This window comes from Tropicibacter oceani, from assembly GCF_029958925.1.
Lineage (GTDB): Bacteria > Pseudomonadota > Alphaproteobacteria > Rhodobacterales > Rhodobacteraceae > Pacificoceanicola > Pacificoceanicola oceani.
Map to the genome: position 1 here is coordinate 1,198,620 of NZ_CP124616.1, position 23,864 is coordinate 1,222,483.

The 23,864-nt window shown below is 64.8% G+C and carries 21 protein-coding genes; 7 read left to right on the forward strand and 14 right to left on the reverse strand.

Annotated features, from left to right (window positions below; translation table 11 throughout):
- Nucleotides 1-49 precede the first annotated feature (49 nt).
- Nucleotides 50-751 (forward strand): vWA domain-containing protein, encoded by a 702-nt coding sequence (locus QF118_RS05780; protein WP_282301695.1) that lies wholly within the window; start codon nt 50-52, stop codon nt 749-751.
- Here QF118_RS05780 and QF118_RS05785 read toward each other — a convergent pair.
- The 9 genes from QF118_RS05785 to QF118_RS05825 all read right to left on the reverse strand — a co-directional run bounded on the left by QF118_RS05785 (nt 726) and on the right by QF118_RS05825 (nt 11,755).
- Nucleotides 726-1,412 carry a class I SAM-dependent methyltransferase gene (locus QF118_RS05785; protein ID WP_282301696.1) on the reverse strand — a complete coding sequence of 229 codons (687 nt, stop codon included), beginning with the start codon at nt 1,410-1,412 and terminating at the stop codon, nt 726-728. The genes QF118_RS05780 and QF118_RS05785 overlap by 26 nt on opposite strands.
- A gap of 414 nt (nt 1,413-1,826) precedes the next feature.
- Nucleotides 1,827-2,909, reverse strand: coding sequence for a BMP family ABC transporter substrate-binding protein (locus tag QF118_RS05790; protein ID WP_282301697.1), 1,083 nt, complete (start codon nt 2,907-2,909; stop codon nt 1,827-1,829).
- A gap of 37 nt (nt 2,910-2,946) precedes the next feature.
- Complete coding sequence (locus QF118_RS05795) at nt 2,947-3,870, reverse strand: ABC transporter permease (protein WP_282302416.1); 924 nt, start codon at nt 3,868-3,870, stop codon at nt 2,947-2,949.
- On the reverse strand, nt 3,870-4,955 hold the full coding sequence (locus QF118_RS05800; protein WP_282301698.1) for an ABC transporter permease: 1,086 nt from the start codon (nt 4,953-4,955) through the stop codon (nt 3,870-3,872). The genes QF118_RS05795 and QF118_RS05800 overlap by 1 nt, the downstream gene beginning before the upstream one ends.
- A gap of 30 nt (nt 4,956-4,985) precedes the next feature.
- The gene (locus QF118_RS05805) at nt 4,986-6,509 is read right to left on the reverse strand and encodes an ABC transporter ATP-binding protein (RefSeq protein ID WP_282301699.1); all 1,524 of its coding nucleotides are present in this window, start codon (nt 6,507-6,509) and stop codon (nt 4,986-4,988) included.
- Nucleotides 6,476-7,426, reverse strand: a complete 951-nt coding sequence (xdhC, locus tag QF118_RS05810; RefSeq protein WP_282301700.1) for a xanthine dehydrogenase accessory protein XdhC — start codon at nt 7,424-7,426, stop codon at nt 6,476-6,478. The genes QF118_RS05805 and xdhC overlap by 34 nt, the downstream gene beginning before the upstream one ends.
- Complete coding sequence (gene xdhB, locus QF118_RS05815; protein WP_282301701.1) at nt 7,416-9,836, reverse strand: xanthine dehydrogenase molybdopterin binding subunit; 2,421 nt, start codon at nt 9,834-9,836, stop codon at nt 7,416-7,418. Before xdhB ends, xdhC begins: the two co-directional genes overlap by 11 nt.
- A complete protein-coding gene (gene xdhA, locus QF118_RS05820; protein ID WP_282301702.1) occupies nt 9,833-11,230 on the reverse strand; it encodes a xanthine dehydrogenase small subunit in 1,398 nt (465 codons plus the stop codon). Before xdhA ends, xdhB begins: the two co-directional genes overlap by 4 nt.
- Before the next feature lie 216 nt (nt 11,231-11,446).
- Nucleotides 11,447-11,755, reverse strand: coding sequence for a hypothetical protein (locus QF118_RS05825; RefSeq protein WP_282301703.1), 309 nt, complete (start codon nt 11,753-11,755; stop codon nt 11,447-11,449).
- A 111-nt stretch (nt 11,756-11,866) separates the two neighbouring features.
- Between QF118_RS05825 and dnaE the strand changes: the two genes are divergently transcribed.
- Together dnaE and QF118_RS05835 are read left to right on the forward strand one after the other, a co-directional pair.
- Nucleotides 11,867-15,364, forward strand: a complete 3,498-nt coding sequence (gene dnaE / locus QF118_RS05830) for a DNA polymerase III subunit alpha (protein ID WP_282301704.1) — start codon at nt 11,867-11,869, stop codon at nt 15,362-15,364.
- Between the two features lie 119 nt (nt 15,365-15,483).
- Nucleotides 15,484-16,407 carry a hypothetical protein gene (locus QF118_RS05835; protein WP_282301705.1) on the forward strand — a complete coding sequence of 308 codons (924 nt, stop codon included), beginning with the start codon at nt 15,484-15,486 and terminating at the stop codon, nt 16,405-16,407.
- Between the two features lie 15 nt (nt 16,408-16,422).
- Here the strand turns inward: QF118_RS05835 and QF118_RS05840 are convergent, their stop codons facing one another.
- On the reverse strand, nt 16,423-16,629 hold the full coding sequence (locus QF118_RS05840) for a SlyX family protein (RefSeq protein ID WP_282301706.1): 207 nt from the start codon (nt 16,627-16,629) through the stop codon (nt 16,423-16,425).
- A gap of 133 nt (nt 16,630-16,762) precedes the next feature.
- Here QF118_RS05840 and hisS point away from each other — a divergent pair, with 133 nt between their 5' ends.
- Genes hisS through hisG form a run of 3 tightly spaced genes read left to right on the forward strand, consistent with a single transcriptional unit; the run spans nt 16,763 to nt 20,006 of the window.
- On the forward strand, nt 16,763-18,235 hold the full coding sequence (hisS, locus tag QF118_RS05845) for a histidine--tRNA ligase (RefSeq protein WP_282301707.1): 1,473 nt from the start codon (nt 16,763-16,765) through the stop codon (nt 18,233-18,235).
- Nucleotides 18,232-19,314 carry an ATP phosphoribosyltransferase regulatory subunit gene (locus QF118_RS05850; RefSeq protein WP_282301708.1) on the forward strand — a complete coding sequence of 361 codons (1,083 nt, stop codon included), beginning with the start codon at nt 18,232-18,234 and terminating at the stop codon, nt 19,312-19,314. The genes hisS and QF118_RS05850 overlap by 4 nt, the downstream gene beginning before the upstream one ends.
- Nucleotides 19,311-20,006 (forward strand): ATP phosphoribosyltransferase, encoded by a 696-nt coding sequence (gene hisG, locus QF118_RS05855; RefSeq protein ID WP_282301709.1) that lies wholly within the window; start codon nt 19,311-19,313, stop codon nt 20,004-20,006. The genes QF118_RS05850 and hisG overlap by 4 nt, the downstream gene beginning before the upstream one ends.
- Here the strand turns inward: hisG and QF118_RS05860 are convergent.
- Together QF118_RS05860 and yghU are read right to left on the reverse strand one after the other, a co-directional pair.
- Entirely contained in the window at nt 20,003-21,313 is a 1,311-nt protein-coding gene (locus tag QF118_RS05860) for an ABC1 kinase family protein (protein WP_282301710.1), read from the reverse strand. The genes hisG and QF118_RS05860 overlap by 4 nt on opposite strands.
- Nucleotides 21,314-21,369: 56 nt before the next feature.
- Nucleotides 21,370-22,227, reverse strand: coding sequence for a glutathione-dependent disulfide-bond oxidoreductase (gene yghU / locus QF118_RS05865; RefSeq protein ID WP_282301711.1), 858 nt, complete (start codon nt 22,225-22,227; stop codon nt 21,370-21,372).
- Nucleotides 22,228-22,323: 96 nt separating this feature from the next.
- Between yghU and QF118_RS05870 the strand changes: the two genes are divergently transcribed.
- Nucleotides 22,324-22,818 (forward strand): YdcF family protein, encoded by a 495-nt coding sequence (locus QF118_RS05870; protein WP_282301712.1) that lies wholly within the window; start codon nt 22,324-22,326, stop codon nt 22,816-22,818.
- 53 nt (nt 22,819-22,871) lie between these two features.
- Here the strand turns inward: QF118_RS05870 and QF118_RS05875 are convergent, their stop codons facing one another.
- Entirely contained in the window at nt 22,872-23,252 is a 381-nt protein-coding gene (locus QF118_RS05875; protein ID WP_282301713.1) for a hypothetical protein, read from the reverse strand.
- Between the two features lie 91 nt (nt 23,253-23,343).
- Nucleotides 23,344-23,775: a DUF1489 family protein gene (locus tag QF118_RS05880; protein ID WP_282301714.1), complete on the reverse strand. Its 432-nt coding sequence runs from the start codon at nt 23,773-23,775 to the stop codon at nt 23,344-23,346.
- Nucleotides 23,776-23,864: the final 89 nt, after the last annotated feature.

Below are 23,864 nucleotides of genomic sequence, written 5' to 3' on the forward strand. Positions count from 1 at the left end.
GCGCAGTTGGCAGCATCGCGCGATGCGCCTGATCCCCTGCCTGTCCCTGATGTTTGCCCTGATTGCGCCGCTTGCCGGCGCTGCGGGAGAGGATTGCACCGAGGACGCGATGATCGTCTTTGACGGATCAGGCTCGATGGCGGAAATGGGGTTCAACAACATAGGCGAGCCCCGGATATTCGAGGCCCGCCGCGCGATCCGCGATGCGGTGCCGGGCATTGCCGCGCTGCGCCGCCTTGGGCTGGTGGTCTACGGTCCCGGCCCGCGCGAGGCCTGCCAGAACATCGACCTGCGCTTTGGTCCGCAATGGGAGGCCGCGCCGCTGATTGTGGGTGCGGTCGAAACGCTGCAACCTTCGGGCGATACCCCCCTGACCGAGGCGGTCAAGGCCGCCGCCGAGGCGCTGGATTATCGCAACAAACCCGGCGCGATCGTGCTGGTGACGGATGGCAAGGAAACCTGCGGCGGCGCGCCCTGCCAACTGGCCGCCGAACTGGTGGCCGATGGCCTTGACCTGACGGTGCATGTGATCGGCTTCAAGGTGCGCGGCGATCATTTCAGCCTGGAAGGGGCGGCGCCGGGCTATAACCCTGAAACCGCCGTGGCCAGTTGCCTGGCGGATCGCACCGGCGGGCAATACATCGGCGCCGAATCCGCGCAGGAGCTCGTGGCGGCGCTCAAGGTGACGCTGGGCTGCAATGTCTTTGGCGCGCTCTCTGCCCCGGTCAGTCCTTGGTCAAAAGACAGGTAAAGCGCTGGCGGTTGACGTAGTCGTCGCATTCTTCGGTGTTGGTCAGGTTGGACCAGTCGCACCACGCCACCTTGTAGTCGAAGCATTCGGCCATCATTTCGATCGCTCCGCGGCTGGCGTTGCCCACGGCGGAATACTGCTGTCCTTCGACTTCGGCGATGGCGTTGTTCGGCTCCCATGTCTTTTCCTTGCGCAGGCGCACCACGGGTTCGTCCAGATCGTCGATTTCGCTGTCGATGACGATGACCCTGGGTTTCAGCGCGTCCATCAGCTTGAGCATGCCGTAGTGGTCGTAGATGTGATAATAGAACCCAAGGTTCAGGATCACGTCAAAGCGCTGCCCTTCGGCGGCCAGTTTCGGCATGATGTCAAAGGCGTTCCCGATCAGATAGTCGTGCTGGTAGGGGGCCATCAGCTTGCCGCCCCGGTCCGCGCTTTCCTTGCGGCCCTCGATCCCGACGGTTTCGGCGGCGCCCAGACGATGCGCAGCCCACGACCAGAACCCAAAGCGTGCCCCGATGTCCAGAACCCGCGCGCCCTTGATCAGGGCCGGGTCAAAGGAAAAGATCCGCTGCGCGCGGTTGTTCATCCGGTTCAGGTACTGTTCGTTCCAGAAGAAACCGAAATCGTTGATTTCGAGGGAAAAGACATCGTTTTTCATGCTGGGCCTTCTGTCTGTCGGGGTGCAGGTGGTTCACCCCATGGCTGCATTGAATACCCATTGTGCAGGCTATGCAAGAAAGCGGGGCCATGTTTTTGCAAGGCCGTTGTCGGAACGGGCAAAGGGCTGCTTGGCCGCGGCGGCAAGGGACGGATCACCGGCTTCGCCCCCGTGAAAAAAGGAAAAGCCCCGCCAGACATGGCAGGGCTTTCGAGGTTCGGTGTTGCGCCCGGATAACGCCTGAGTGGGCTGTCACGGTCGCTGGCGCGACCATGACCTTGCCCATGCGTTGCGCGCGCTGGGACGCGCGCGGCGGGTGTTGCGCCCGGACAACGCCTGAGTGGGCTGTCACGGTCGCTGGTGCGACCATGACCTTGCCCACGCGTTGCGCGCGCCGGGACGCGCGCAACGGACTTAGTTCGGGACTTCTGCGGTGATGCCTTCGACGTAGAAGTTCATCCCGGCAAGGGTGCCATCATCGGCCACTTCGCCTTCGGCCAGCCAGGGGCTGCCGTCCTGCTTGTTCAGCGGGCCGGTGAAGGGGTGGTATTCGCCCGCGGCGATCGCATCCTTCAGCGCCAGGGCTTCGGCCTTGACGTCAGCGGGAACCGCGTCAGAGATTTCGCCGATTTCGACCATGCCGGTGCTGATGCCATCCCAGGTGTCGGTGCTTTCCCAGGTGCCGTCGATGACCGCCTGAACGCGCTCGATGTAATAGGGCGCCCAGTTGTCGATGATCGAGGACACGCGCGGCATCGGGGCATAATCGCTCATGTCCGAAGCCTGACCAAAGGTGATCACGTTGCCTGCCTCTTTCGCCGCGGCCTGGGGCGCGGTGGAATCGGTGTGCTGCAGGACCACGTCGGCGCCGTTCTCGATCAGCGCGCGGGCGGCGTCGGCTTCTTTTGCCGGGTCGAACCAAGTGTAAAGCCAGATGATCGAGAATTCGACATCCGGGTTCACCTTTTTGGCGTGGATATAGGCGCTGTTGATGCCGCGGATGACCTCAGGGATCGGAACCGATGCGATGTAACCGATCTTGTTGGTCTTGGTCATCTTGCCCGCGATGTGGCCCTGAACCGCGCGGCCTTCGTAGAAGCGGGCGCTATAGGTGCTGACGTTGTCGGCACGCTTGTAGCCGGTGGCGTGCTCGAACTTCACATCCGGGAATTTTTCGGCGACGGCCAGCGTCGGGTCCATGTAACCGAAGGAAGTGGTGAAGATGATGTTGGCACCGGACAGGGCCATTTGGGTGATCGCGCGTTCGGCATCGGCCGATTCCGGCACGTTTTCCTGATAGACGGTCTTCACCTTGCCTTCGAAATGCGCCTCCATCTTCTGGCGGGCCTGATCGTGTTCGTAGGTCCAGCCGCCGTCACCCGGAGGTCCGATATAGATGAAACCGGCGGTGATTTCCTCGCCGTGGCTTTCGGCAAAGGCCGCGCCGCCAAGTGTCATCGCCAGCGCGGCGGTGGTCAGCAGTGTTCTTCTGAGCATGTGTATCCCCTGTTGATTTGGGTGGTTGAAAGCGGCCTCAGTTAGAGGCGTGGAAAGATCGGCCAAGAGAGGCAGGCGCGCCATGCGCCCCCCGGGCCGAAATGACGACGAGCACGAGGATCGTTATCAAATAGGGTGAGGCAGACAAGAGGGCGACAGGCACATTTGCCCCCGCCGCCTGCAGGTTCAGCTGCAACACGGTGACGCCGCCGAACAGATAGGCACCAATCAGCACGCGCCCCGCCCGCCAGCTGGCAAAGACCACGATGGCCAGCGCGATCCAGCCGGCGCCGGCGGTCATGCCTTCGGTCCATTGCGGCACGCGAACAAGCGAAAGGTAGGCGCCGCCCAGTCCCGCGCAGGCCCCGCCGAAAAGGATGGCGAACAGGCGGATATAGACCACCTTGTACCCCAGTGCATGGGCGCTGTCGTGGCTTTCGCCGACCGCGCGCAGGATCAGCCCGGCGCGGGTGTATTTCAGAAAGGCCCAGACCGCGGCGACCAGCAGCAGGCTGAAATAGACCATCACATCATGCGAAAACAGCATCTTTCCAAGGATGGGCAGGTCAGACAGCAGCGGGATTTCGAACTTGGGCAGGGTGGGCGATTTGATCCCCTCGTAGGGTTTGCCGATCAGCGACGACAGGCCAAGCCCGGCCAGCGTCAGCCCCAGCCCGGTTGCCACCTGGTTGGACAGCATGAACTGGGTCAGCAGCCCAAAGGTCAGGCTGAGCACCGCGCCCGCCACAGCCGCCGCGACAAAGCCCAGCCCCGGGGACGTGGTGTTCACCGCCACGGCAAAGCCGACCACCGCGCCGGTGATCATCATGCCCTCGACGCCCAGGTTCAGCACGCCGGATTTTTCCACCACCATCTCGCCGATGGCGGCCAGCAGGATCGGCGTGGCCGAAATCATGATCGAGGCGACCAGCAGGACGGGATTGATTGACGAAAGGTCCATCATGCCACCTCTTTATGCCCGATGCGCAGGCGGTAATTCGTGAAAACGTCCAACCCCAGCAGGAAGAACAGCAGCATCCCCTGGAACAGCTGGATCGAGGCGCCGGGCACACCCAGCGTCAGCTGCGCCAATTCGCCCCCGATATAGGTCAGCGCCATCAGCAGGCCCGCCAGCAGGATGCCGATGGGATGCAGCCGCCCCAGAAAGGCGACGATGATCGCGGTAAAGCCATAGCCCGCGTTGAACGACCCGGTGATCTGGCCTGCGGGGCCGGTGACTTCGAACAGGCCGGCCATGCCCGCCAGAACGCCCGCGATGCCAAGGCACAAAAAGACGATCCGCGCCGGGTTCACACCGGAAAAGCGGGCGGCGCGGGGGGCCTCGCCCATCAGGCGGATGTTGAAGCCCTGAATATGCCGCGCCATCAGCACATAGGCCGCGATGACCGCGATCAGCGCGGCGACAACGCCCCAATGCATGCCGGTATTGGCGAAAATCTCGGCGTTGTGGGTGGCGTCCCACTGTTTGAAATTGCGCGATCCGGGAAAGCCCATGCCCTCGGGGTTGCGCAACAGCCCAGTCGAGACCGAGATCAGGATGTTCTGCGCCACGTAAACCAGCATCAGCGACACAAGGATTTCGTTGGTGCCAAAGCGGGTCTTCAGCACCGCCGGGATCATCGCCCAAAGCCAGCCCCCCAGCGCGCCACACAGGATCATCAGCGGAAAGATCAAAACGCTTTCAGAGGGGTAGAACGCCAGCCCGGCCGCGGCGCCGCAGATGGCGCCGATGATGTATTGCCCCTCGGCCCCGATGTTCCAGATCCCGGCGCGAAAGCCGATGGACAGCCCGATGGCAATCAGCACCAGAGGCCCGGCCTTGACCAGCAGTTGAGGCCGCGAAAAGCTGGCGAAACGGTCGTGAAACAGCGGGTCCCAGAAAATCGTGCGGATCGCCTCGAGAGGGTCGGTGCCAAGCGCTGCGAACATCAACCCGCCAACGATCATGGTCAGCAGCACCGCGACCAACGGCGTGATCGCCGTCCACAGCTGCGACGGCTGGGGCCGTTTTTCCAGACGGATCATTGCGCGCCCCCTGTGCCGATGTGGCCTGTGTCATTCGTGGACATGGGCCACCTCCATGTCATGCGCGCCGCCCATCATCAGGCCGATCTGCTCCATATCCAGTTCAGGCACCGGGCGGGTGGGCGACAGGCGCCCCTCGTTCAGCGCGCCAAAGCGGTCGGAAATCTCCATCAACTCGTCCAGATCCTGCGAGATCACCACAATTGCCGCGCCCTCGGCGGCAAGATCCAGAAGCGCCTGCCGGATCGCGGCGGCGGCGGCGGCATCGACGCCCCAGGTAGGCTGGTTCACGATCAGCACGTCGGGGCGCTGCATGATTTCGCGGCCGACGACGAATTTCTGCAGGTTGCCCCCCGACAGCGCCCGCGCCGCCGTCCCGGGGCCGGGGGTGCGCACGTCGAACCGGGTGATCACATCCTCGGCAAAGCTGCGCGCGCGGGTCCAGTTGATCATCCCGCCGTTCAGCATGTTTTCGCGCCGCGCGCCGGTCAGCACGCCGTTTTCGATCAGGCTCATGTCCGGGGCGGCGGCGTGGCCCAGCCGTTCCTCGGGGGCCGACAGCAGGCCGGCATCGCGCCGGGCAATCGGGCCTTGCTGGCTGATGTCCGCGCCTTTCAGCGCGACTGTTCCCGCGCCCGATGTCCGTTCGCCCGACAGCGCCGACAACAATTCATCCTGTCCGTTGCCCGCAACCCCGCCGATGCCCAGAACCTCGCCCGCGCGCACCTCGAAGGTCACGTCGCGCAGCGGTGTGCCAAAGGCCCCCGGTGCGGGCAGGGACAGGCCCTGCACCTTCAGCCGTACCTCGCCCGGTTTGGTCGTGCGCGCCACCGGCGAGGCAAAGCTGCTGCCCACCATCAATTCCGCCAGTTCCCGCGCGGTGGTTTCCGACGGCGTACAGGTCGCCACCTTCTTGCCCAGCCGCAGGATCGTCGCGTGATCGCACAGCGCGCGGATTTCCTCCAGCTTGTGCGAGATATAAAGGATCGAGGTTCCCTCGGCTTTCAGTTGGCGCAGAGTTTCGAACAGGATTTCAACCTCTTGCGGGGTCAGAACGCTGGTCGGCTCGTCCATGATCAACAGGCGCGGGTTCTGCAAAAGGCAGCGGATGATTTCGACCCGCTGGCGTTCCCCGGCCGACAGGGTGCCGACGGTGCGTGTCGGGTCCAGCGGCAGGCCATACAGTTCCGACACCTCGCGGATGCGCCGCGCAAGGTCGCGCATGGGCGGCGGGTTCTCCATCCCCAGGGCGACGTTTTCGGCCACGTCCAGCGCGTCGAACAGCGAAAAATGCTGGAACACCATGGCCACGCCGTTCTGCCGCGCCTCGGACGGTTTGCCGGGGGCAAAGCCCGCGCCGTCCAGTTCCATCGCGCCCTTGTCGGGGCCGACAAGGCCATAGATCATCTTGACCAGCGTGGATTTCCCAGCGCCGTTTTCCCCAAGCAGGGCGTGAATCTCGCCCTTGCGGATGTCGAAGGACACGTCGTCATTCGCCACCACGCCGGGATAGGCCTTGGTCAGGCCCCGGATGCCAAGAAGGATGTCTGACACGTGTCCCCGTTCCTTTTTTGCTGATTAAGTAACTGGGCCGCGACCCCGATGGCAATGGCCGAGGGGTGTTTGCCAAGGGCTTTCTGCCCAATCGGGCAGCAGATGCGGTCGATTTCATCGCTGGAATGGCCAAGATTGGCCAGCCGGCTGCGGAAACGTGCCCATTTGGTTTTTGACCCGATCAACCCGCAGAATCCGAATCCATGGGACAGGGCGGCGTGGCACAGCTCAAGGTCCAGCGCGTGGCTGTAGGTCAGGATCAGATGCTCGGCCTGTTTGGGCGCGTGGGCCATCAGCGGCGCGGGTTGCGGCGCGGGCAGGGCGGTCACGCCGTCGGGGACCACATCGGGAAAGCGGTCGCGCCCGGTGTCGACCCAGGTGATGGCGATGTCCGGCAGCGGGGCCAGTGTCGCCACCAGCGCCCGGCCCACGTGCCCCGCGCCCCAGATCCAGATGTCGCGCTGTGCCCGCGTCACCGGTTCGACCATCCAGCCCGCCAGCAGCTGCGGTTCGGGGCGCAGGCCGCTGCCCCGCGCCCGTGCCAGAAGGCGCTGCACCGACAGGGGCATCTCGCCCGGCCCGCGGGCGATGACCTCTTGTCCGTCAAACGCCTGCAAGGCCGCCGCATCGAACACTTCGGTCCACAGCGTCACCGCCCCGCCACAGCACTGGCCCATGTCCGGCCCCAGCGCATGGCGCGTCGCGCCGCTGCGGTCAAAGGCATGGCGCGCGGCCTCGAACTCCAGCGTTCCGCCGCCGATCGTTCCCGATTGCCCTGGCCTGCCATTTTCGGCCCAGACCAGCATCGCCGCGCCAACCTCGCGCGGGGTCGACCCGGCAACATCGGCCACGACCACCCGCGCGACGCGTCCATGCGCCGTGACGGCGGCGCGCAGGGCCCCTAGGTCAAAGCTCATGGCGCACCCTGCGGACGGCCCTCAGAACCGCCTCGGGCGTGGCGGGCGCGTCTAGCGATGGATAGCCATCGCCGCAACTGGCGACCGCATCCGACAGCGCCATCAGCACCGAAATCCCGTGCATGAAGGGCGGCTCACCCACCGCCTTGGAGCGATAGATCGTCTCTTCGCGGTTGCGCCCATCCCACAGGGTCACGTTGAACACCTCGGGGCGATCCGAACAGGCCGGGATCTTGTAGGTCGAAGGAGCATGGGTACGCAGCCGCCCGTCGTCATCCCAGACCAGTTCCTCGGTGGTCAGCCAGCCCGCGCCCTGTACGAAACCGCCTTCGATCTGGCCCTTGTCCAGCGCCGGGTTCAGCGACGCGCCGCAATCATGCACGATATCGCTGCGTAAAATGCGGTACTCGCCAGTCAGCGTGTCGATCACCACCTCGGAGCAGGACACCCCGTAGGCAAAGTAAAAGAACGGCCGCCCCTGGCCCTTTGCGCTGTCCCACGACAACTTGGGCGTCTTGTAAAACCCGGTCGAGGACAGGCTGACGCGCCCTTCGTAGCACAGCTTGGCGGCCTCGGCGAAAGCCAGCTTGTTGCCGCCGACCCAGACCTGTCCATCGCGGAATTCCACATCCCCCGGCACATCGTCATGCAGGCGGGCCAGATGCTCGGCCATCCTTGCCCGGATCGCCCGGCAGGCGGCCTGCACTGCCATGCCGTTCAAGTCCGATCCACTCGACGCCGCCGTGGCGCTGGTATTGGGGACCTTGGCCGTATCGGTCGCGGTGATCTTGACCACCTCGATCCCGACCCCGAATTCCGAGGCCGCCACCTGCGCCACCTTCTGGAACAACCCTTGCCCCATCTCGGTCCCGCCATGGTTCATGGCGATGGAGCCGTCCTGATAGACATGCACCAGGGCCCCGGCCTGATTGAGATGCGTCAGCGTAAAGGAAATCCCGAACTTCACCGGCGTCAGGGCGATGCCGCGCTTCAACACCGGGTTCGTCGCGTTCCACTCCGAAACTGCCGCCCGCCGCGCCGCATAATCCGCGCTGTCTGCCAGGGCCTTTGTCATCTCGTGCAGGATGAAATCCGTCACCGGCTGCCCATAGGGCGTGGTCTGCGCCCCCGCATCCACCGCAGCCGAGCCTTGTTCGGGCATGACCGCCCCGGCTCCGCGCGTGGTCAGATCCTCGGCCCCTTCGCCCTTCCAATTGTCCGAAATATCCCGGGGGGAGTCCGCAGGACGGGGGGCTGGCCCCCCTGCGCCACTTGCCGAATAATAATTCGCTCGCCGCACCTCCAACGGATCGCGGCCCAGGGCGTGCGCCACATGGTCCATCACCCGCTCGATTCCCAGCATCCCCTGCGGGCCGCCAAAGCCGCGAAAGGCCGTGGCGCTTTGGGTGTTGGTCTTTAACCGGTGGCTTTCGATCCGCACATGCGGCAACCAATAGGCGTTGTCCGAATGCAGCATCGCGCGGTCGGCCACCGGGTGCGACAGGTCCTGTGCCCAGCCGCAGCGTGCCAGTTGCAGGAACTCGACCCCCGCCAGCCGCCCGTCCTCGTCAAAACCGGCACGGTATTCGATGCGGAAATCGTGGCGTTTGCCGGTGATCATGAAATCGTCGTCGCGGTCATAACGCATGCGGGCAGGCCGCCCCGTAGCCGCCGCCACCACGGCGCAGGCAATCGCCAGCGCGTTGCCCTGGCTTTCCTTGCCGCCGAACCCGCCACCCATGCGCCGGGTTTCGACCCGCACGGCATGCATCGGAATCTCAAGCGCATGCGCAACCTTGTGCTGGATCTCGGTCGGGTGCTGGGTCGAGCTGTGCACCAGCATGTCGCCGCCTTCCTGCGGCAGGGCCATGGCGCATTGACCTTCAAGATAGAAATGTTCCTGACCACCCATGGTGATCTGGCCTTCGATCACATGCGGGGCGGTGTCGATCGCCTCGCCGGCGTCGCCGCGTTCCCAGATGCGCGGGTCGCCAAAGCTGCTGCCTGCATCCATCGCGTCGTCGATGGTCAGGATGGCATCACGCGTCTGATACTCGATCTTGGCCAGACGAACGGCCCGCCGCGCGGCCAGATGGCTGGTCGCCGCCACCAGAAAGACAGGCTGGCCCAGGTAGTGGATCGTGTGGCCCGACAGCAGCGGTTCATCATGGGCCGAGGGCGAACAATCACAGTCCGAGGGCAGATCGCCTGCCTCCCAGACGCGCACGACGCCGGGGGCGGCGCGCACCGCCGCAAGGTCGATCGCGGTGACCCGCCCTGCTGCGATCTGCGACAGGCCAAAGGCCAGGTGCAGCGCGTCCGCAGGCGCCGGGATGTCGTCGATATAGCGCGCGGCGCCGGTCACATGCAGGCGTGCGGCGTCATGGGGCAGGGATTTCGAGACACTCATGCCCGTACCTCCAGAACCGAGGTGGCGGCTCCCAGATCCTCGAGCAGCACGCGCGACAGCATGTTGCGCGCGGCGCCCAGACGGTACTGCGCGCTGGCGCGCATGTCCGACAGCGGGGCAAAGTCATCCTCCCAGGCGTCCCAGGCCGCGACCAGCGTGTCGTCGTTCCAGGGTTTGCCGGTGATGGCGGCCTCGACGGCGCTGGCGCGTTTCGGCGTGCCTGCCATGCCGCCAAAGGCGATCCGGGCGGAGGCAACCATGCCGTCCTGCACCGTGATGTTGAAGGCGCCGCAAACGGCCGAGATGTCCTGTTCGAACCGTTTCGACAGTTTGTAGACTTTCAGCCGGTCGGGTTGTTTGGGAATGCTGACCGCTTCGACGAATTCGCCAGGGTGGCGGTCCTGTTTGCCGTAGTCGACAAAGAAATCCTCGATCGGCATTTCGCGCGTCGTTTCGCGGTAGCGCAGGTGCAGTGTTGCACCCAGGGCGATCAGCGCAGGCGGGTTGTCCCCGATGGGCGAGCCATTGGCGATGTTGCCACCGATGGTTGCGGCATTGCGCACCTGGGCCGAGCCATAGCGCCGGATCATTTCGGCATAGCTGGGATGATGCCGGGCCATCAGGGCGTGCACCCGGTCCATGGTGACGCCCGCGCCGATGCGCAGGGTGGTGCCCGCATCCTCGATCTGCTGCAGCGGGCGGCAGCGGTTGAGAAAGATCACTTCGCCGAGGTCGCGCATTTGCTTTGTGACCCACAGTCCCACGTCCGTCGCGCCCGCGACCAGTGTCGCCTTGGGGTGGCGGGCGCTGAGTTCGGCAAGCTCTTCAAGCGTTTCGGGGGCATGGAGGCCAGGGGGCTGTCTGCCCCCCGGACCCCCCGAGGATATTTCCTGCAAGAGGAAATCACGGTCGGTTTTCAGGTGGTCGGGCACGGGCTGATCCTGCGCGGCGCGGGCGGCGCGGATGATCGGGGCATAGCCGGTGCAGCGGCACAGGTTGCCGGCCAGGGTATCGTCGTGGTTGGTGTTGCCGTTCAGGTGGGCGGTGGCCATCGAGACCACGAAGCCCGGTGTGCAAAAGCCGCATTGCGATCCGTGGTGGTCGATCATCGCCTGTTGCACCGGGTGCAGTGCGCCGCCGGGGGCCGCGATGCCTTCGACGGTGCGGATGGCCTTGCCGTGCAGTTGCGGAAGAAAGAGGATGCAGGCGTTCAGCGCCTTGGCGCCGCTTTCGTCCTGCACCATGACGGTGCATGCGCCGCAATCGCCTTCGTTGCAGCCCTCTTTTGTGCCTTTGAGCCCGCGCGTTTCGCGCAGCCAGTCAAGCAGGGTGACCGTGGGGTCGACGCCTGCCAGATCAACGCTCTCTCCGTTGAGAAGAAAGGTGATGTTCATGATGAATTGCCTGCCGCCTTACCGGATTTGCCCCGGGTGGGGTGCGCGCCCTCGATGCGGCGTAGAAAGCGCGCGGTGATCCCTGTTGTTCGGCAAGGCTAGGGGGGAAGGCGCCCTTGGGGCAAGGGAAAAATGGGCATTTTCCCCGCGGCAGTTGAGGGGGTGCCTGTTTCAGGGGCTTTCCGGGGTCCCGGTGGGCGCCGGAAAGCCGCAAGGTCAGAACGGCAGGAAGTCGTCGTCCAGATCGTAGGATTTGACTGCCAGCAGTGGTTGATCGCCCTCGAACGAGAAGACGAAGACATGCGCCATGTCGTTGACCAGGCTCATCCGGCAGAACACTGCCTCGGGGTCGAATTCGGCCGGGCAGGTCGCGAGATCGACATGGCTGACGGCGGTTTCGAACAGGTCATAGGTGAAAACGCCGCCTTCGAGATAGGCGGGGCCGGCGGCGTGGCTTTCGCCGGGGCCTGAGGCAGCGGCGCCCAGCGGGGCAAGAAGCAGGGGGAGAAGGGGAAGAAAGCGCATGAGAGCGACCTTTGGAATGTTGGGTGCAGATTGTCTGACAAAAACACTCGGAAAGCGCAAGGGGGTGCATCGGGGCTTTTCCTGCCGGCACTCAGGCCATAGTGTCGCGCCATGTCTGATCCTCGATTCATCCACCTGCGCGTGCACACCGAATATTCCCTTTTGGAAGGGGCGGTGCGGCTGAAGAAACTGCCCGGCCTGTGCGAGGCGATGGGCATGCCGGCCGTTGCCGTGACCGACACGAACAACCTGTTCGCGGCGCTGGAGTTTTCGGTTTCGGCCAGCGGTGCGGGCCTTCAGCCGATCATAGGTTGCCAGGTCGATCTGCGGTATCTGGATCCGGCGCCGGGCGAACGGCCGAAACCGCCCGCTCCGGTGGTTTTGCTGGCGCAGAGCGAGGCCGGGTATGAACACCTGATGAAGCTGAATTCCTGCCTGTACCTGCGCGAAGGGAGCGAGCTGCCCTTTGTGACGCTGGACGAGCTGGCGCACCATTCCGAGGACGTGATCTGCCTGACCGGTGGACCCGACGGCCCCGTGGGCCGGCTGCTGCGCGCTGGTCAGCGCCCTGCGGCGCAAGGGTTGATGGACCGGTTCAAGGACATTTTCGGCGACCGGCTGTATGTCGAACTTCAGCGCCACCCCGAGGGCGGCGGGTTGCCCGAGGCGGAAAAGCTGTCCGAGCGGGGCTTTGTCGAAATGGCCTATGCCATGGACCTGCCGCTGGTCGCGACCAATGACGTGTATTTCCCGAAATCCGACATGTACGAGGCGCATGACGCGCTGATCTGCATTTCCGAGGGCGCCTATGTCGACCAGCAGGAGGCGCGCCGCCGCCTGACCCCGCAGCACTACCTGAAAACCCCCGAGGAAATGGCGACGCTGTTCGCCGACCTGCCCGAGGCGCTGGAAAACACCGTCGAGATCGCGCGCCGCTGCGCCTTCATGGCCTATAAACGCGATCCGATCCTGCCGAAATTCGCCGACGACGAGGTGGCCGAGTTGCGCCGCATGGCGAACGAGGGGCTTCAGGCGCGTCTGGCCGTGATCCCGCATGCGGTCTCGGTCGAGGAATACCAGAAACGGCTCGATTTCGAGCTTGATATCATCGAGGGCATGGGCTTTCCCGGCTACTTCCTGATCGTTGCGGACTTTATCCAGTGGGGCAAGGATCAGGGTATTCCGGTGGGGCCGGGGCGGGGTTCGGGTGCGGGTAGCCTTGTGGCCTATGCGCTGACGATCACCGATCTTGACCCGCTGCGCTATTCCCTGCTGTTCGAACGCTTTTTGAACCCCGAACGGGTGTCGATGCCCGACTTTGACATCGACTTTTGCATGGACCGCCGAGAGGAAGTGATCCAGTACGTCCAGCAGAAATATGGCCGCGACAAGGTGGGGCAGATCATCACCTTTGGTGCGCTGTTGTCCAAGGCGGCGGTGCGCGACGTGGGCCGGGTGTTGCAGATGCCCTATGGGCAGGTGGACCGCCTGTCCAAGATGATCCCCGTCGAAGGGGTCAAACCCGTCAGCATCGAACAGGCGCTGCGCGACGAACCCCGCCTGGCCGAAGAGGCACGCAACGAAGAGGTCGTGGACCGGCTGTTGACTTACGGTCAGCAGGTCGAGGGGCTGCTGCGCAATGCCTCGACCCACGCCGCCGGTGTGGTGATCGGGGATAGGCCGCTCGATGCGCTTGTGCCGCTGTACCGCGATCCGCGCTCTGACATGCCGGCCACCCAGTTCAACATGAAATGGGTCGAACAGGCCGGCCTGGTGAAGTTCGACTTTCTGGGTCTGAAAACTCTGACCGTCATCCAGAACGCGGTGAACCTGATCCTGAAATCCGGGCGGCCGTTGCATGTGGCTGCTGATGGCACGCAGCTTTATGAACCCGCCGAGGGCGGCGAGAACCAGATCAACCTGATCCCGCTGGACGACGAAGCCTCTTACAAACTCTATGCCGCTGCGAAAACCGTGGCGGTGTTCCAGGTGGAAAGCTCGGGGATGATGGATGCGCTCAAGCGCATGAAACCCACCTGCATCGAGGATATCGTGGCGCTCGTGGCGCTGTATCGCCCCGGTCCTATGGAAAACATCCCGACCTATTGCGAGGTCAAGAACGGGATCAAGGAGATCACCTCGGTCCACCCGTCGATCGACCACATCCTTGCCGAAACCCAGGGCATCATCGTTTATCAGGAACAGGTGATGCAGATCGCGCAGGTCATGGCGGGTTACAGCCTTGGCGGCGCCGACCTGCTGCGCCGCGCAATGGGCAAAAAGATCAAGGAGGCGATGGACGCCGAGCGCCCGAAATTCGAGGAAGGCGCGGCCAAGAACGGCGTCGACAAGAAGAAGGCGAGCGAGGTTTTCGACCTTCTGGAAAAATTCGCCAACTACGGTTTCAACAAATCCCACGCGGCGGCCTATGCGGTGGTGTCCTACCAGACTGCATGGCTCAAGGCGAACCACCCGGTCGAATTCATGGCCGGGGTGATGAACTGCGATATCCACCTGACCGACAAGCTGGCCGTCTATTTCGAAGAGGTCCGCAAGGGGCTGAAACTGCCTTGGGTGCCGCCTTGCGTGAACCGGTCGCTGGCAACCTTTGACGTGGTGAACGGCGAATTGGTCTATGCGCTGGGAGCGCTGAAGAACGTCGGCGTCGAGGCGATGAAACTGATCGTCGAAGGGCGTGGGGACAGGGCCTTTGCCACGCTGTTCGACATGGCCCGCCGGGTCGATCTGAAGCGCGTAGGCAAACGCCCGATGGAAATGCTGGCGCGGGCAGGGGCCTTTGACCAGCTGGACGGCAACCGCCGCCGTGTCTTTGACAGCCTTGATGCTTTGGTCGCCTATTCTGCCGCCGTCCACGAACAAAAGGCCAGCGATCAGGTGTCGCTGTTCGGTGAAGCGGGCGACGATCTGCCCGAACCGCGCATGTCCCCGGTGCCCGACTGGCTGCCCGCCGAACGGCTGGCCGAGGAATTCAAGGCCGTGGGGTTCTATCTGTCCGGCCACCCGCTGGACGATTACATGCCCGCCCTGAAACGGCAGGACGTGATGACCCTGGACGAGGTCACGGGCCGCGCCGAACGCGGGCCCTTGGTGGCCAAACTGGCGGGCGTTGTCGCCGGGCGGCAGGAACGCAAATCGGCACGCGGCAACCGCTTTGCCTTTGCCCAGCTGTCCGACCCGACCGGCGCTTACGAGGTGACGCTGTTTTCCGAAACGCTGGAAAAGTCGCGCGAATACCTGGAAACCGGCTCCAAGGTCGTCATCACGGTCGAGGCGACGATGGAAAGCGACCAGTTGAAACTGCTGGGGCGTGGGGTTGCGCCGGTCGATGCGGTCGCCTCGGGCGGCGGCGTCATGGGGCTGAAGATCCACATCGAAGAGCCCGGCGCGTTGCCGCAGATCGCCTCGGTGCTGGGCCGCGCTGCCGAGCAGATGCCAAGGGCCGCGCGCGGCCCGGTGCGCCTGTGCCTGAACGACGCGGGCCTGCCCGGCGAGGTCGAAATGGACCTGAATCAGGATTTCCCGGTGACACCGGAAATCAAGGGGGCGATCAAATCGCTGGACGGCGTTCTGGCGGTCGAGGATTTCTGAGGCTGAGCCGCAGGGCGGCATTGTTGCGGCAATCCGCGCAAGACGGCGCGCGAGCGGTGGACCTTGAGCATCACATCGCGCTAGAACGGCCGGACAAACGCGTGTTTTCCGGGGGGGTCATGCGCCTTATCATTCTCAATCTGGCCCTGGTGGCCCTTGTCGGATGTGGCGATCCATTGGACAGGATGCCCCGGTTGGCCGATGTCGATCTGCCGCAGGGCAGCGCGCAGGCGGATGCCTTGCCCGACCCGGACCAGCAGGACCTGACCCGCTCTGCCCCCGTCACGATCGCCGCGCAGGACGACGGGCCGCGCACCGGGCTTCTGGGGTTCCTGCGCCGCAAGACCGACGAAGCCCGCGCCGAGGCCCCTGATCCTGCGCCCGCCGCGCCCGAGGCCGCGCCGGCACCGGAGCAGGAGTCCATCCAGCTTGCCGCGCTGGCCCCGCCGCCCGAGGAGAAACCGGCGAAAAAGGGTCTGTTCGCAGCGCTTCGCCGCGGCGCGCCCGCCGATCAGGGCAGCGCGACCGCCAAGGCGCCGGCCCCCGGCGCGCCGGATTACGAACAGGTCGGCCCGGGCGTGACGCTGGCACCGGGCAAGGTGGCGCGGCTGTGCGGCGCGCCTGCAAACCGGCTGGGGAAAAAGGCCGAAAGCTTTCCGGCGCGGGGCGGGGCCTATACCCTGTATGACAGCGCCCCGGGCAGCACCGCACCGCGCAGTTTCTACCTGACCGGCTTTGACGATGGCTGCGCGCGCCAGTTCACCGCGGCGCTGGTCATGTTCGGGTCGGTCGAAACCTACGAACAGTTCCACTATGGCACACCGGGGGCGACGCTGCCGCGTTCGGACACCGATCAGGCCTATGAGGCGCTGAAATCGCGGGTTTGCCGCGTGGCGCAGGGCAAGCCCTGCGGCAGCCGGATCAGCGCCCTGTCGCGCAATACGGCCTTTGTCAGCGTCTATGAACGCTTCGAGAATAATTCGCGTTGGACCACGATGTTGGTGCATGACGGCCAGGTGCTGGCCGTCGATACCAAGGGCTAGACCCGCGCAAGCCGTTCAGTAGTGCGGTGGCCGTTCATCGGCGAAAAAGGCGCCGCCGCTGCCATCCTGTTCCCGGCCCGCTTCGCGTTGCATCAGCATGGCGACCTGCGTCTTCAGTTTGTCCATGTCGCGGTCCTGCCGGGCCACCACGTCGGACAGTTCGTCCACCGCGCGCAGCAGATGGGCGATGCGTTCCTCGAGGTGTTCGGTGCTTTGAGTCATGGCGCGTCCTTCCTGTCAGATCCGGCATTGGCCTATTTGGAAACAGGGCGCGCGGCAAGAGCGTGCTTGCTTGCCCCCAACCTCTCAAATGGGTAGAGGGGGCGCGACGGATTTCCCCAGTTGGACAAGACCCATGGCCAAGCAGAAGAAAGCCCCCCGCCCCAAGGCGATCACGCCCAAGGGGTTCCGCGACTATTTCGGCACCGAGGTGCTGGAACGCACAGCGATGCTGCGCGAGATCGCCGAGGTCTATCATCAGTACGGCTTTGACGCGCTGGAAAGCAGCGCGGTCGAGACGGTCGAGGCGCTGGGCAAGTTCCTGCCAGACGTCGACCGCCCGAACGAAGGCGTCTTTGCCTGGCAGGACGAGGACGACCAGTGGATGGCGCTGCGCTATGACCTGACGGCGCCCCTAGCCCGTGTCTATGCCCAGCACCGCAACGATCTGCCCTTGCCCTATCGGCGCTATGCCATGGGGCCGGTGTGGCGCAACGAAAAGCCGGGTCCGGGGCGCTATCGCCAGTTCTACCAGTGTGACGCGGACACTGTCGGCGCGGCAAGCGTCGCGGCGGATGCCGAAATTTGCGCCATGCTGTCGGACACGCTGGAACGTGTCGGCATTCCGCGCGGCGACTACCTGATCCGGGTCAACAACCGCAAGGTTCTGAACGGCGTGCTGGAATGCATGGGCCTGAACGACGAAGGTCAGCGCGACGCGGTCCTGCGCACCATCGACAAGTTCGACAAGGTCGGTGAGGCAGGCGTGCGCGAGTTGCTGGGCAAGGGGCGTCTGGACGCTTCGGGCGCTTATATTGACGGCGTCGGCCTGTCGGACGATCAGGCTGAACCGGTTCTGGCTTTCCTGACCTCGGGGCGGCTTGAGGCGGCGGATACGCTGGCCAACCTGCGCAATGCCATCGGGGAATCGCAGATCGGCGCCACCGGCGTGGACGAGCTGGAACAGATCGCCGCGCTGCTGAATGCGCAGGGCTATGGGCCTGATCGCATCATGATCGACCCGTCAGTGGTGCGCGGCCTTGGCTATTACACCGGGCCGGTGTTCGAGGCCGAGCTTACCTTTGAAATCTTTGACGAAAAGGGCCGCAAGCGGCAGTTCGGATCGGTCGCCGGGGGCGGGCGCTATGACGATCTGGTCAAACGCTTTACCGGGCAGGAGGTCCCTGCCACGGGTGTCAGTATCGGCGTTGACCGCCTGCTGGCGGCGCTGCGTGAAAAGGGCCGGATTGGTGGCAGCTTGCAGGGGCCTGTCGTCGTGACCGTGATGGATAAGGACCGCATGGCCGATTATCAGGCCATGGTGGCGGAACTGCGCAACGCCGGCATCCGCGCCGAGGTCTATCTTGGCAATCCCAAGAATTTCGGCAATCAGCTGAAATACGCGGACAAGCGCGAAAGCCCGGTCGCCGTGATCGAAGGCGGTGATGAAAAGGACCGCGGCGTGGTGCAGATCAAGGACCTGATCCTTGGCGCCAAGCTGGCCGAAACCGCCAGCCTTGAGGAATGGAAAGACCGGCCCAGCCAGTACGAGGTCGCGCGCGGCGATCTGGTGGCCAAGGTGCGCGAAATCCTGGACCTGCACGCATGAGCCTGTCTGACGTCAAGGCCAAGGCGGCGGCGCTGCATGCGCAGTTCCAGAAGGCGGGCGCGCAGCCCGTCGATTGCGCCATCCTGCAACCGGCGGAAACCCTGCTGGACCTTTACGGCGAAGACATCCGCACCCGCGCCTATGTCAGCCTTGATCCGGTTCAGGGCGAGGTCATGCTGCGCCCGGACTTTACCGTTCCGGTGGTGCAGATGCACATGTCGGACGGGGCGGAACCGGCGCGCTATACCTACGCGGGCGAGGTGTTTCGCCGGCAAGAGGAGCATCCCGAACGCGCCTCGGAGTATTTTCAGGTCGGATACGAGGTCTTTGACCGCGAAGATCCGGATGCCGCCGACGCCGAGGTTTTTGCCCTGTTCACCGAAATCCTTGCGCCCTACGGGTTGCGAGCCGTTACTGGTGATCTCGGGATCCTGACAGCGGCTGTTGCCGGGCTGGATACGTCGGAACGGCGCCGGGCGGCGCTGATGCGGCACATCTGGCGTCCGCGCCGGTTCCGCGCCTTGCTCGACCGGTTTTCCGGCCGTGCCGAGGTGCCGCCGACCCGCGCCGCGCTGCTGGCCAGCGATGATCCCATGGCCGATGCCGGACCAATGATCGGGCTGCGCTCGGAAAAGGAAATCCGCGCCCGGATCGACGCCCTGCGCGCGGATGCGGCGGAACCGCCCCTTGCTGCCGAACAGGTCGCGCTGATCGACACGCTTTTGAAGGTCTCGGAAACCTGCCCGCACGCGCTGGAACATCTGCGCGATGTCGCGGTGGACCTGCCCGCCATCGGCCCCGCCGTGGAACGCTTTGGCCGCCGCTGCGAGGCGCTGGACCGGCGCGGCGTGGACGTGACCAACCTGGCGTTCGAGGCCGGGCATGGCCGCAGTTCGATGGAATACTACGACGGATTCGTCTTTGGTTTTCTGGAGCCGTCGCACCCGGAGTGGCCGGCGGTGTCGTCGGGCGGGCGCTATGATGCGCTGACCCGGCAATTGGGCCGTGGCCGCGAAATCCCGGCGGTGGGCGGCGTGCTGCGCCCCGGTCTGTTGGTGCAACTGGAGGCAGGCCAATGACCATCAAACTGGGTGTGCCGTCCAAGGGGCGGCTGATGGAAAAGACCTTTGACTGGTTCGGGGCGCGCGGCATCGGGCTGGCGCGGACCGGGTCAGACCGGGAATATTCCGGCGAGGTCACGGGCATCGACGGCGTCGAACTGGTGCTGCTGAGCGCCGGGGAAATCCCGCGCGAACTGGCCGCCGGGCGCATCCATCTGGGGGTCACCGGCACCGACCTGATCCAGGAAAAGCTGGTGCAATGGGATCAAAAGGTCGAACCGCTGGCGGAACTGGGTTTTGGCCACGCCGACCTGATCGTTGCGGTGCCCGCGGCCTGGGTCGACGTGGACACGCTGGACGATCTGGATGCGGCGGCCAGCGCGTTTCGCGCGCGGCACGGATTCCGGATGCGGATCGCCACGAAATACCACCGGCTGGTGCGCGCTTATCTGCATGATGGCGGGGTGGCCGATTACCAGTTGGTCGACAGCCAGGGCGCGACCGAAGGCACCGTGCGCAACCTGACCGCCGAGGCGATTGCCGACATCACCTCGACCGGGGAAACCCTGCGCGCCAATCACCTCAAGGTGCTGGCCGAGGAGCCGGTGCTGCGCAGTCAGGCGACCCTGTTCCGCAGCCGCGCGGCCGAGGTCACCCAGGCCGAACGCGATACGCTGAACGCGCTCTGCGACAAGCTGCGGGTATCCTAAAGCCGGGGTTCCACCAGGGCGGTGACCCCGACCCGCGCCCGCAGCCGCGTCGCCAGCAGGACCAGACCGGCCAGCTTGCGTTGCATGAACAGCGCGTCGATCTGCGGCACCTCGCGGTACCCCTGTTCCAGCCCCAGCCGCTCACCGGTTTTACGCAGGTCTTCTAGCAGGCGGGTGTCGCCGAAATCCACCACGCCAAGGCGCAGCGCCGCACCGATGCGCGCGGCCATGTCCAGCACGGTCTGCACCTGATCCGGGGGAGTCTGCGCGCGCAGATAGCCCAGTGACTGCATGGCGTCGCGCAGGGAGGCGGGATCGTTGTTCAGCGTTGCGCGCATCAGCGCCCGGAACCGCGCCACGGCAGGACCGTCAAACCGGCGCGCGGCGCCGAAATCCAGCAGGGTCAGGCGGCCTGAGCCGGGATCAAAAAGGTAGTTCGCGAAATTCGGGTCGGTCTGAACATGGCCCCAGTCGAACAGTTCGCGCAGGAACAGAGCAAACAGGGCCTCGGCGATATGGTCGCGGGTCGCTTGATCGGCCTCGGCCAGCGTTTCGATGGGCTGCCCGGGCATGAAATCCATCGCAAGGATATCGCCGGTGGACAGGTCGTCATGCACCCCAGGCACGGCCAGCATGGCGTCCCCGGCCAGATAGCCGCCAAAGGCGCGCATTTCGCGGGCCTCGCGGGGGTAATCCGCCTCTTCGTGCAGTTGCTTGCGGGCCTCTTCCAGCAGTGGGGCGATGTCGATCCCCTTGGGGATCAGGCCCGACATCCGCAGCAGCGCGCCAAGGTTCGCCACATCTGCGTCAATGGCGGCGCGCACGCCGGGATACTGGATTTTCAGCGCCAGTTCGCGCCCGTCCCTGGCCACAACCCGGTGCACCTGCCCGATCGAGGCCGAGGCGACGGGCCGCACATCAAAGCGCTGGAACAGCCGCAGGAAATCCGCGCCATAGGCCTGGATCAGTACCTGTTTCAATTGCTTTGGCGGCATGTGATGGGCGTCGGCGCGCAGCCGCGACAGGATCTGCGCCAGTTCTGGCGGCAGCAGGTCGGCGCTTTCCATCGACAAAAGCTGACCCATCTTCATGGCGGCGCCGCGCATGCGCGACAGCTCGTTCGTCAGGCGGGCGGCATTGGCGGGGGTCAACAGCAGATCGCGGGCGCGCGGGCGCTGGCCTGCGACCATTTGCCGGGTCGCTCCGCCCGCCATCGCCCCCAGCACCTGTGCGCCAAGCCCGCCCAGCCGCGCGGCGCGCGACAGGCGGGACGACGGGACAGGGCGGGACCGGGTGTCGTTGCTCATGCTCAGACAGCTAAGGCGCGCGAGGACCCCGTCAACTGCGCCAAATGGGCTATGCGTCAGGATTTGGCCAGCTTGTCCTGCGTGCTGGTTTCAAAATCGCTGGCGTCGTGGCGTTCGTGCAGCTGCTCGGCCAGATCGCCCGAGGTCTTGTTGACCATGCGGCCGCGCCGCACCGCGGGGCGCGCCGCGATTTCGTCGGCCCAGCGAATGACGTTCTTGTAGGACTGCACGTCCAGGAATTCACCGGCGTTATAGCTTTCGCCATGTACGGTGCGCCCGTACCACGGGAAGATCGCGATATCGGCAATCGTGTAGTCATCGCCGACCATGAACTGGCTGTCGGCCAGGTGGCGGTCCAGCACGTCAAGCTGGCGCTTGACCTCCATCGCGAAGCGGTCGATGGGGTATTCCATGGGGTAGGGGGCATAGGCGTAGAAATGGCCAAAACCGCCGCCCAGATAGGGGGCGCTGCCCATCTGCCACATCAGCCAGGACAGCATTTCGGCGCGCTTGCCCTTGCTGTGGAAGGCGTCGAATTTTTCCGCCAGGTGCATCAGGATCGCACCGGATTCGAAGACCCGCACAGGGGTTTCGCCGGACCGGTCCATCAGCGCCGGGATCTTCGAGTTTGGGTTCACCTCGACAAAGCCCGACCCGAACTGGTCGCCATCGCCGATCTTGATCAGCCAGGCGTCGTATTCGGCGGCGTGGCCTGCCTCCAGCAGCTCTTCGAGCAGGATGGTGACCTTTTGGCCGTTCGGTGTGGCCAGCGAATACAGCTGGAAGGGATGCTTGCCGACGGGCAGGTCCTTGTCATGGGTCGCGCCCGCGATGGGCCGGTTTAGCGAGGCCCAGGCGCCGCCGTTTTCCTTGTCCCAGGTCCAGACCTTTGGCGGGGTATAGTGTTCAGTCATGTCGCACGTCCTTTTGTCCTTTGACGGCAACCTATAGGCATTGTGCGCGAATACCAGAGGCTGGGATGTGCGGGAGGACTGTGCTTGGATGCACATATGAAGGATGACACGCAGGATCAGCGCCCGGTCGCCGTGGTTCTGGGGGCGGCGGTCTGGTCGGGCGGGCGGCCTTCGCCGACCTTGCGGCGCAGGGCCCTGCATGCCGCGACGCTGTGGCTGTCGGGCGAGGTGCGCGCCATCGTCGCCTGTGGCGGGCTGGGGCAGAATCCGCCCAGCGAGGCCGAGGTGATCGCGGCGCTGTGCCGGGCCGCCGGAGTGCCCGAAGGCGCGATTTTCCTTGAGGATCGTTCCACCACCACAGATGAGAACCTGCGCTTTGCCATGCCGATCCTGCAAGGGCTGGGCGCGGCGGATGTGGTCATTGTGACGGACCGCTATCACGCCCCGCGCGCCAGGCTGATCGGACGGCGTCTGGGGTTGACGGTGCGCTGTGCCTGCCCGCCGCTGAGCGGGGCCAAGCGGCGGCGCGTGCTGCGGCAGTACCTGCGCGAAGGCCCTGCCTATTTCTGGTACTGGCTGCGCAAACGATAGCGCAAAGCGGGGCATCGCCCACCCAACGACAGCGCAGTGCCGGGTGTCAGGACCTAGCGGACAACCGTCACCTCGACCGACCGACCGGTGTTGCCGTTTCCGTAGATCCGGACAAAGACGGTGGCCCCGCCCTGCACCAGCGCCCGGGCGGCCGAGGGTTCGATATAGCCGTTCATGATCATCCGCTCCATCGCGGCGCGGTTGTCGACGCTGCCAAAGTAGGGATCCCATTCATCGCCGGGCTGGCTGATGCCAAAGCGGTGATAGTTGGCGCGATCCTGGCGCAGGATCTGCCAAGGTTCGGAAAGGCGCGCGCCCTTGGAATTGTAAAGGTCGTCCTGCCCGATATAGGCGACGTAGGACCCGATCAGGCCATCGGCCTGCGCCGCCGTGGCAGCGGTGATCAGGGCAAGTGCGGTCAAAAGACGTTTCAATATCAATCCTCCCGAAGGGCCAGCGCGTATCCTGTGGACAGCCTAGCCGATCAGGGGCGGCATGGAATTGACCTGTGGCAAGGCGCCGGGGTCAGAACACCCCGATATCGGCCAGCGCGCCGGCCAGTTCGGGGGGCAGGGTGTCCTCGCTCTGGCGGCTTTCGGACAGGTCCACGGGGGCATCGCCCACGGCCAGATAGCGCCAGCCTTGAAAGGGCCGCTTGGGCGCGGTGCTGGTGCGAACGATCTTTGGCTCAAGCACGATGGCGCAACGTTTGATGCCATCGTCCCCGGTGACGGCGTCCAGCCGCAGGATCTGCTGACGGCACTGGATCAGCCCCTTGATGACCCAATAAATCGACCCGCCGTTCAGAATTTCTGCCTCGCGTTTGGGCCACATGCGGGTCACGTGCCGGGGCAATCCGTCGGAAAACCGTGTGGCATAGCCCTGTTGCCAGGCCTCCAGCCCTTCGACGCTGTCGGTTCCGACGCTGAGTTTTACGAGATGCGTGCGCTTATCCACAGATTCTTCCCCAAGCTACGCTGTATATGGTATATCTTTCCTCCCCACCTTCAAGCAGTGGGGGATCTTGCGGTTTTCAAATGCGCTAT

Coding starts and splice junctions, on each gene's coding strand:
- QF118_RS05835 (WP_282301705.1), top strand. CDS start 15,484: ATGCGCCTTATCATTCTCAATCTGGCCCTGGTGGCCCTTGTCGGATGT.
- hisS (WP_282301707.1), top strand. CDS start 16,763: ATGGCCAAGCAGAAGAAAGCCCCCCGCCCCAAGGCGATCACGCCCAAG.
- QF118_RS05785 (WP_282301696.1), bottom strand. CDS start 1,412: ATGAAAAACGATGTCTTTTCCCTCGAAATCAACGATTTCGGTTTCTTC.
- QF118_RS05790 (WP_282301697.1), bottom strand. CDS start 2,909: ATGCTCAGAAGAACACTGCTGACCACCGCCGCGCTGGCGATGACACTT.
- QF118_RS05825 (WP_282301703.1), bottom strand. CDS start 11,755: ATGCGCTTTCTTCCCCTTCTCCCCCTGCTTCTTGCCCCGCTGGGCGCC.
- QF118_RS05800 (WP_282301698.1), bottom strand. CDS start 4,955: ATGATCCGTCTGGAAAAACGGCCCCAGCCGTCGCAGCTGTGGACGGCG.
- xdhB (WP_282301701.1), bottom strand. CDS start 9,836: ATGAGTGTCTCGAAATCCCTGCCCCATGACGCCGCACGCCTGCATGTG.
- QF118_RS05780 (WP_282301695.1), top strand. CDS start 50: ATGTTTGCCCTGATTGCGCCGCTTGCCGGCGCTGCGGGAGAGGATTGC.
- hisG (WP_282301709.1), top strand. CDS start 19,311: ATGACCATCAAACTGGGTGTGCCGTCCAAGGGGCGGCTGATGGAAAAG.
- xdhA (WP_282301702.1), bottom strand. CDS start 11,230: ATGAACATCACCTTTCTTCTCAACGGAGAGAGCGTTGATCTGGCAGGC.
- QF118_RS05860 (WP_282301710.1), bottom strand. CDS start 21,313: ATGAGCAACGACACCCGGTCCCGCCCTGTCCCGTCGTCCCGCCTGTCG.
- QF118_RS05870 (WP_282301712.1), top strand. CDS start 22,324: ATGAAGGATGACACGCAGGATCAGCGCCCGGTCGCCGTGGTTCTGGGG.
- QF118_RS05795 (WP_282302416.1), bottom strand. CDS start 3,870: ATGGACCTTTCGTCAATCAATCCCGTCCTGCTGGTCGCCTCGATCATG.
- QF118_RS05850 (WP_282301708.1), top strand. CDS start 18,232: ATGAGCCTGTCTGACGTCAAGGCCAAGGCGGCGGCGCTGCATGCGCAG.
- xdhC (WP_282301700.1), bottom strand. CDS start 7,426: ATGAGCTTTGACCTAGGGGCCCTGCGCGCCGCCGTCACGGCGCATGGA.
- dnaE (WP_282301704.1), top strand. CDS start 11,867: ATGTCTGATCCTCGATTCATCCACCTGCGCGTGCACACCGAATATTCC.
- yghU (WP_282301711.1), bottom strand. CDS start 22,227: ATGACTGAACACTATACCCCGCCAAAGGTCTGGACCTGGGACAAGGAA.
- QF118_RS05840 (WP_282301706.1), bottom strand. CDS start 16,629: ATGACTCAAAGCACCGAACACCTCGAGGAACGCATCGCCCATCTGCTG.